Annotated in this window: 5 protein-coding genes; 1 reads left to right on the top strand and 4 read right to left on the bottom strand. The window is 73.4% G+C overall.

The annotated features are described in order from the left end of the window. A partial coding sequence (locus ACOJUF_RS22325) for a multifunctional oxoglutarate decarboxylase/oxoglutarate dehydrogenase thiamine pyrophosphate-binding subunit/dihydrolipoyllysine-residue succinyltransferase subunit (RefSeq protein WP_420124013.1) occupies positions 1-3,551 on the top strand: 3,551 nt, incomplete at its 5' end. Positions 3,552-3,757: 206 nt separating this feature from the next. On the opposite strand, the gene ACOJUF_RS22320 is transcribed toward ACOJUF_RS22325, so the two are convergent. The 4 genes from ACOJUF_RS22320 to ACOJUF_RS22305 form a co-directional block, all read right to left on the bottom strand. After that, positions 3,758-5,170, bottom strand: coding sequence for a hypothetical protein (locus tag ACOJUF_RS22320; RefSeq protein ID WP_420124012.1), 1,413 nt, complete (start codon positions 5,168-5,170; stop codon positions 3,758-3,760). A 43-nt stretch (positions 5,171-5,213) separates the two neighbouring features. Then, on the bottom strand, positions 5,214-6,614 hold the full coding sequence (gene xylB / locus ACOJUF_RS22315) for a xylulokinase (protein ID WP_420124011.1): 1,401 nt from the start codon (positions 6,612-6,614) through the stop codon (positions 5,214-5,216). 35 nt (positions 6,615-6,649) lie between these two features. Further along, positions 6,650-7,483, bottom strand: coding sequence for a potassium channel family protein (locus ACOJUF_RS22310; protein ID WP_420124010.1), 834 nt, complete (start codon positions 7,481-7,483; stop codon positions 6,650-6,652). Positions 7,484-7,658: 175 nt separating this feature from the next. Then, positions 7,659-7,942 (bottom strand): amidohydrolase family protein (locus ACOJUF_RS22305; RefSeq protein WP_420124009.1); only part of this gene is annotated, 284 nt, incomplete at its 5' end.

The following is a 7,942-nucleotide window of genomic DNA, read 5'->3' as shown; positions in this document are numbered from 1 at the left end:
CGCCGCCCCCGCCCAGCCGGCCGCAGCGGGCCGCCGCGGCCAGTCCGGCGGCCCGGCCGACGCCGCCGGCCGGCGGCAAGGAGAACGTCGACGTGGCCCCGGCGGCACCGGTCAAGCGGCCGGCCACCACGGCCACCCCCGACGACATGATGGCCGCGAAGGCGGCCAAGGCGGCCAAGGCCGCGCACGACGCGGAGGGTGACGGGCTGACCACCACCCCGCTGCGCGGCGCCGCGGCCATGGTGGTCAAGAACATGACGTCCTCGCTGGAGGTGCCGACCGCCACCTCGGTCCGGGCCGTGCCGGCCAAGCTGATGGCCGACAACCGCATCGTCATCAACAACTTCCTCAAGCGCAACCGCGGCGGGAAGATCTCCTTCACCCACCTCATCGGCTACGCCATCGTCCGGGCGATCAGCGACTACCCGAACATGAACCGGCACTACGCCGAGGTCAACGGCAAGCCGGCCATGGTCACCCCGGCCCACGTCAACCTCGGTCTGGCCATCGACCTGCCCGGCAAGGGCGGCGCGCGGAACCTGGTCGTGGTGCCGATCCGCAGCGCCGAGACGATGAGCTTCACCCAGTTCTGGAGCGCCTACGAGCAGGTCGTGCGCCGGGCCCGGCAGGGCCAGCTGGCCGCCGAGGACTACCAGGGCACCACCATCTCGCTGACCAACCCGGGCGGGATCGGCACCAACCACTCGGTGCCGCGGTTGATGGAGGGCCAGTCGGCCATCATCGGGGTCGGGGCGCTGGAGTACCCGGCCGCGTTCCAGGGCGCCTCCGACCAGACGCTGGCCGACCTGGGCGTCTCCAAGATCATCACGCTGACCTCGACCTACGATCACCGGGTCATCCAGGGCGCCGAGTCGGGCGAGTTCCTGCGCCGGATCCACCAGCTGCTGATCGGCGAGGACCAGTTCTACGACGACGTGTTCGCCTCGCTGCGGATCCCCTACGAGCCGGTGCGGTGGGTCCGCGACCTCGATTCCGGCGGGCACGGGCAGATCGACAAGACCGCCCGGGTCCTCGAGATCATCGACGCCTACCGGACCCGCGGCCACCTGATGGCCGACACCGACCCGCTGAACTACCGCCAGCGCCGGCACCCCGACCTGGACGTGCTCTCGCACGGCCTGACCCTGTGGGACCTGGACCGCGAGTTCGCCGTCGGCGGGTTCAACGACCGCGACTACATGAAACTGCGCGACATCCTGGGCGTGCTGCGCAACTCCTACTGCCGGACCGTCGGCATCGAGTACATGCACATCATGGATCCGGTGCAGCGGCGCTGGATCCAGCAGCGGGTCGAGGTCATCCACGACAAGCCGCCGGTGGAGGAGCAGAAGTACATCCTGGGCCGGCTCAACAGCGCCGAGGCGTTCGAGACCTTCCTGCAGACCAAGTACATCGGGCAGAAGCGGTTCTCGCTGGAGGGCGGCGAGACGGTCATCGCGCTGCTCGACGCGGCGCTGAACAAGTCGGCCGAGTACGGCATGGACGAGGTCGTCATCGGCATGGCGCACCGCGGCCGGCTCAACGTCCTGGCCAACATCGTCGGCAAGCCGTACTCGCAGATCTTCCGCGAGTTCGAGGGCAACATGGACCCGGGCCAGGCGCACGGCTCGGGCGACGTCAAGTACCACCTGGGCGCCGAGGGCAAGTACATCCGCCCGTTCGGCGAGGGCCAGGTGGACGTCACGCTGTGCGCCAACCCCTCCCACCTGGAGGTCGTCGACCCGGTGCTGGAGGGTGTCGCCCGGGCCAAGCAGGACATGCTGAACCTGGGTGAAGAGGGCTACACGGTGATGCCCATCGCCATCCACGGCGACGCCGCGTTCGCCGGGCAGGGCGTGGTCGCCGAGACGCTGAACCTGTCGCTGCTGCGCGGCTACCGCACCGGCGGCACCATGCACGTGATCATCAACAACCAGGTCGGGTTCACCACCGCGCCCGAGTCGTCGCGGTCCAGCGAGTACTGCACCGACGTGGCCAAGATGATCCAGGCGCCGATCTTCCACGTGAACGGGGACGACCCCGAGGCGGCGGTCTGGGTGGCCCGGCTGGCCGTCGAGTACCGGCAGACGTTCGGCCGCGACGTCGTGATCGACATGGTGTGCTACCGCCGCCGCGGGCACAACGAGGGCGACGACCCGTCGAGGACCAACCCGCTGATGGACCAGATCATCGACGGCAAGCGGTCGGTGCGCCGGATCTACACCGAGGCCCTGATCGGCCGCGGCGACATCACGCCCGAGGACGCCGAAGAGGCGCTGCGCGACTACCACACCCAGCTGGAACGGGTGTTCAACGAGGTCCGCGAGCTCGAGCGGGCCGTCGTCGCGCCGTCCCCGTCGGTGGAGGCGGAGCAGCCGATCCCGCCGCGGGTCGAGACCAAGATCAGCCAGTCGGTGATGGAGCGCATCGCCGACGTCGCCCTGGACTACCCCGAGGGCTTCACCCCGCACCCGCGGGTCAAGCAGGTGCTGGTGCGGCGGGCCGAGATGGCCCGCGAGGGCGGCATCGACTGGGCGTTCGGCGAGCTGCTCGCCCTCGGCTCGATCGCGATGGAGGGCCGGCTGGTCCGGTTCGCCGGTCAGGACACCAGGCGCGGCACCTTCGTGCAGCGCCACTCGGCCCTGATCGACCGCAGCACCGGCGCCGAATACCTTCCGCTGCAGCATCTCTCGGATGAGCAGGGTCGCGTCCTGATCTACGACTCGGCGCTCAGCGAGTACGCCGCGCTGGGCTTCGAGTACGGCTACTCGGTCGCCAACCGCGACGCGCTGGTGTTGTGGGAGGCGCAGTTCGGCGACTTCGTCAACGGCGCCCAGTCGGTCATCGACGAGTACCTGTCCTCCGGCGAGGCCAAGTGGGGCCAGCAGTCCGGCGTGGTCCTGCTGCTGCCGCACGCTCACGAGGGGCAGGGTCCGGACCACACGTCGGGCCGGATCGAGCGGTTCCTGCAGCTGTGCGCCGAGGGCTCGATGACGATCGCCGTCCCGTCCACCCCGGCGAACTACTTCCACCTGCTCCGCCGGCACGTGCTGGACGGCGTGCACCGCCCGATGGTCGTCTTCACCCCCAAGTCGATGCTGCGGAACAAGGCCGCCGTCTCGTCGGTGAAGGACTTCACCGGCGGCAAGTTCGAGTCGGTCATCGCGGACACCACGGTCGCCCCGCTGCACGCCAAGAAGGTGCTGCTGACCAGCGGAAAGCTGTACTACGAGCTCGACGCGTACCGCAAGGCCCACGACATCACCGACACCGCGATCGTCCGGCTGGAGCAGATCTACCCGGTGCCGCGGCGCAAGCTGCTGCACGTGCTCGAGTCGTACCCGAACGTCATGGACTTCCGCTGGGTGCAGGAGGAACCGGCCAACCAGGGCGCCTGGACGTTCCTGGCCCTGGCCCTGCCGGAGATGCTCCCTCGGTTGACCGGCCTGCAGCGCGTCTCCCGGCGCGCCATGGCCGCGCCGTCGGCCGGGTCGGCCAAGGTGCACGAGGTGGAGCAGCAGGCGGTGATCGCCGCCGCGTTCGCGCGGTAGGCGCGGCGACGCCGGTGAGCTGCGCGCGAGCGGGCTCGCCGGTCGGGCGGGCGCGTTCGGGCCGCCGCGTCGCGGGTCATGCCCGGGTCCGCCCGCGAACCGGCTCGGTCCGCCGCCCGCGAACCGGCCCGGTCCGCCGCCCGCCGACCGGCCCAATCCGCATGCGAACCGGCCCGGTCCGGCCCGGGCGGTCCGGCCGGGCGCCACTAGGCCGGCCGTCGCTGGAGGTCCTGCGTCCCGGCAGCGTCCCGCCGCAGCAGCAGGACGGCGCCCGCGTCGACGGCGAGCCCGCGGACGTCACCCGGCGGGCCGGCCACGGCCGCCCAGTCCCCGTCGCCGGTTCCCAGCAGCAGCTGGGCCGGGGTCTGCGGCCCCGTCCCCACAGCGACCACGGTCCGCGTGCCGTCCCGCGCGATCCGAGGCGCTGCGGCGGGGTCGACGGCCTGGTCCGGTACCGGCACCGGTTCGACCCGGTCACCGGCCACCCGCCAGACCGCGAGCCGGCCGTCCCGGCGCCCGGCGACCAGGCAGTCCTGGACGGTGCACGTCACATCGGTCGCCACGCTGTCCGGGGGCCCCGGGGTGGCCGAACCCGCACCGGTCGGGCCCGCACCCGTACCCCCGGCGGCCGGGCCGGCGCCTCGGTCGCTGCCCGGGTCCCCGGCGGTCGGCCCGGCGGTCGACGACCGGACCGTCGGCCCCGTGGGCGACCCGGTGGCCCGTCCGGTGCCCGGTTGACCGGTCGATCCGGTGGCGGGCTCGGTGGTCGATCCGGTCGCCAACGCCGGGGCCGGGTCCAGGTCGAGCCGGATCCACGGCCCCGCGGTCGGCCAGCCGGTGGATCGCCACAGCTGCGCGCGCTGGTGCACCGTGCCGCCGGTCAGCTCGGTCTGCAGGCCCACGAGCACCGTCATCGCACCGACGGCGGCCGCGGCGGTCGCCCCCTCGGTGATCGCCGGCGGCGCCCCGGCGAACTCCGGCGGGCTCGCCTGCCGGACCCACGTCGATCCCTGGTGCCGCCACACGGCGATCCCGGTCGCCCCCGCACCGACGCTCCAGGCGCCGACGACGGACGGGTCGGCGCCGTAGGTCACGGCGGTGACGCCGCCGGCGTCCCAGCCTCCGAAGGTCTCCGCCGTCTGCGGCTCCTCGACGACTCCGGCCGTCGGCCCACCCTCGCTCCCCTCACCGGTGACGGTCCCGATCCAGGTCGTCCACCGCGGGTTGAGGTGCGCGCCGCCGGTCGCGGTGCCCATCAGCATGACGCGACCCTGCCGGTCGACGGCGCCGGCCACGAACGTCGCGACCTGCCCGTACCCGGTGGCCGGCGTCACCGGCACGACCGCCCAGCCGGCACCGTCCCACCGCCGCAGCGCCGGCCGGCCGTCGGGCGTCGCCTCCTGCCCGCCGACCAGAACCGTGCCGGCCGCGGCGAACACGGTCGACGGATGCACACCGGGCGGGGTGACATCCGTCCAGCCCGGTTCCGCGGCCCCCGTGCACCCGGTCGGACCGGCCAGAACGAGCACCGCCGCCATCAGCAGCACGGCCGGCCGGACGGCTCGGACCGACCCGGGACGGACGATGCCCGTCCCGGGCGCCGGGCGCCGGCTGCGCATGCCAGCAGTATCGACCGCGATCCCTTCTGGCGGGAACGCTCGCTCAGTAGGCGGACTGCGCCCGCGCGTACTGCTCGCGGATGATCGGCTGCGGGTCGGCCGGCAGCTCGGCGGCCGCCTCGACGGTCCAGGCCGGCCGCCGACCGGTGAGCACCCAGGCCGCCTGCACGGCCCCGCCCATGGCGACGTACTCCCCCGGGGTGGGCACCACGACGGGCACGCCGAACAGCTGGGCGGCCACGGCCTGCACCGCCGGGTTGAGGGCGGCCCCGCCGATCAGCAGCAGCCGGGCCGGCCGGACACCCTGCCGCACCACGGCGTCGAGCCCGTCCGCGAGCCCGCAGAGCATCCCCTCGATCGCCGCGCGGGCCAGGTGCGGGCGCGTGGTCGAGGCCAGCGTCAGCCCGGTCAGCGAGGCCGTGGCGGTGGGCAGATTGGGGGTGCGCTCCCCCTCGAAGTACGGCACCAGCACGGCGCCGCCGGCGCCCGGGACGGACTGCAGCGCGAGCTCGGCCAGGCCGCCGTGGTCGACGCCGAGCAGCCCGGCCACCGCGTCGAGCACCCGGGCCGCGTTCAGCGTGGCGACCAGCGGCAGGAAGACGCCGCTGGCGTCGGCGAATCCGGCCACCGTGCCGGTCGCGTCCCGCACGGGTTCGGGGGTGACCGCGAAGACGGTGCCGCTCGTGCCGATCGAGACGATGCAGTCACCCTCGGTCGCGCCCAGACCAAGGGCCGCGCCGGCGTTGTCCCCGGCCCCCGGCCCGACGAGCAGATGCCCGGCCTTGCCGGCGGCCTCCCCCGGCCCGAGCACCCGGGGCAGCACGGCGTCGTGACCCAGCGCGCGGACCAGCAGGTCCCGGTCGTACTCGCCGGTGGCGGCCGAGAAGTAGGCGGTGCCGCTGGCGTCCGACCGGTCCGTCGTGAGCTCGGCGAGATCGGGCCCGAGGGGGCTCTCGCCGGCCGGACCGAACCCGCGCAGCCGCCAGGTCAACCAGTCGTGGGGCAGGGCCACGGCGGCGACCCGGGCCGCGTTCTCCGGCTCGGCGTCCCGCAGCCAGCGCAGCTTGGTGGCCGTGAACGAGGCCACCGGCACCACCCCGGTGCGGTCCACGTACTCCTGGGCGCCGACCTCGTCGATCAGCTGCCGGGCCGCGTCGGCGCTGCGGGTGTCGTTCCACAGCAGCGCGTCCCGGACGACATTGCCGTGCTCGTCCAGCGCGACCATGCCGTGCTGCTGGCCGGCGACGGAGATCGCCGCGACGTCGTCCAGGCCGCCGGCCGCGGCGATCGCCTCTTGCAGGGCCGACCACCAGGCCGCCGGCGGCACCGCGGTGCCGTCGGGGTGGGCGGCCCGACCGCTGCGGACCAGGGCGCCGGAGTCGGCGTCGACGATGACGACCTTGCAGCTCTGGGTCGACGAATCGACCCCGGCAACCAGGGGCATGACGCTCCGTTCGTTTATTTGTTTGGAGGCACAACTTATCCGGGCGGAGGCCGCCCGTCAAGGCTCAGCCGATCGATCGACCGCCGCAGCTCGGCCTGCTGGTCGGCCAGCTCGCGCAGCTGGGCGGTCATCGCGGCGAGCGCGGCCGCCACGTCGGGCTCACCGTCCGGGCCGTCCTCGAGACCGTCGCCGGCATCCCCGTCGGCACCCCCGTCGGCACCCCCCTCGACACCCCCGTCGACACCGTCGGCGGGCGTCCCGCCGGCGCCGGCCGCCCGGCGCCGTTGCCGCCGAGGCTTGTGCTTGACGAACCAGGCCGCGACGGTGGCCGACACCGTACCGATCAACCCGATGCCGACCAGCATGATCACCGAGGCGATGACCCGGCCGACGGGGGTGACCGGGTAGGTGTCGCCGTAGCCGACCGTGGTGGTGGTGACGATGGCCCACCAGAAGGCCAGCCCGAGCGTGGTGATGTTCGCGTTGGGGGCGTTGTGCTCGACCGCGTACTCGAGGATCGCCCCGGAGGCCACGATCACCGCCACGATGGCCAGCAGGGAACCGGCGATCCGCTCGGTGGAGACGTTCTTGAACGATCGCCGGATCAGCAGGATGGCCCGCAGCACGCGAAGCATCGGCAGCAGCACCATGACCAGGTCCAGCGGATGCTGCTTGACGAACGCCCAGCGGTGCGGGGACAGGGCCAGCCGGACGACGTAGTCGATGACGAACGCCACCCAGACCAGCACCGACACGAGGGTGAGCGACGGCGCCCACCAGGACGGACCGTCGGGGACGAGCCGCTCGATGAGGAAGTCGATCAGGAAGATCAGGCCGAGGACGTCCAGCGGACGGGTGGTGGCCGCCACCCATCGGTCGTACGCCGACCGGGCGGGCCGCCCTCCTGGCGTCGTGGTCGTTGGCTGTGTCACCGTCGCGCCTCCCCGGTCGGCCTACCGGGCACGATGATCCCTCACCGGGCCCGCGCCGCGGGCCCGGGCGCGACCGGACCGGGGAAAAATCGTCCGGGTCGGAGCACGGCGCTCAGCCGGTGACCGCCACGCCGTGCCGGATCACCCGATCGGTCAGCGGCATCCCGATCTGGTGCACCAGGGCCAGATGGCTCGGCGCGTCCAGCACGTGCAGGTCGGCCCGGGCGCCGGGCGCGAGGTGGCCGACGTCCGGCCGGCGCAGCGCGGCCGCTCCCCCGGCCGTCGCGGCCAGCACCGCCTCGGCCGGGGTCAGCCCGCAGCTGCGCACCGCCAGGGCGACCACCAGGTTCATCGACGAGCTGCCGCAGGACACCGGGTTGCAGTCCGAGGCCAGCG

The sequence above is a fragment of the Nakamurella sp. genome (assembly GCF_048594475.1).
In the GTDB taxonomy this organism is placed as follows: Bacteria; Actinomycetota; Actinomycetes; order Mycobacteriales; family Nakamurellaceae; genus Nakamurella.
This window is presented reverse-complemented; position numbering and strand designations above follow the sequence as displayed.

What these genes read in the sequence shown, in the direction of transcription:
- ACOJUF_RS22320 (WP_420124012.1), bottom strand. Translation starts at nt 5,170, where the DNA reads ATGCGCAGCCGGCGCCCGGCGCCCGGGACGGGCATCGTCCGTCCCGGG.
- xylB (WP_420124011.1), bottom strand. Translation starts at nt 6,614, where the DNA reads ATGCCCCTGGTTGCCGGGGTCGATTCGTCGACCCAGAGCTGCAAGGTC.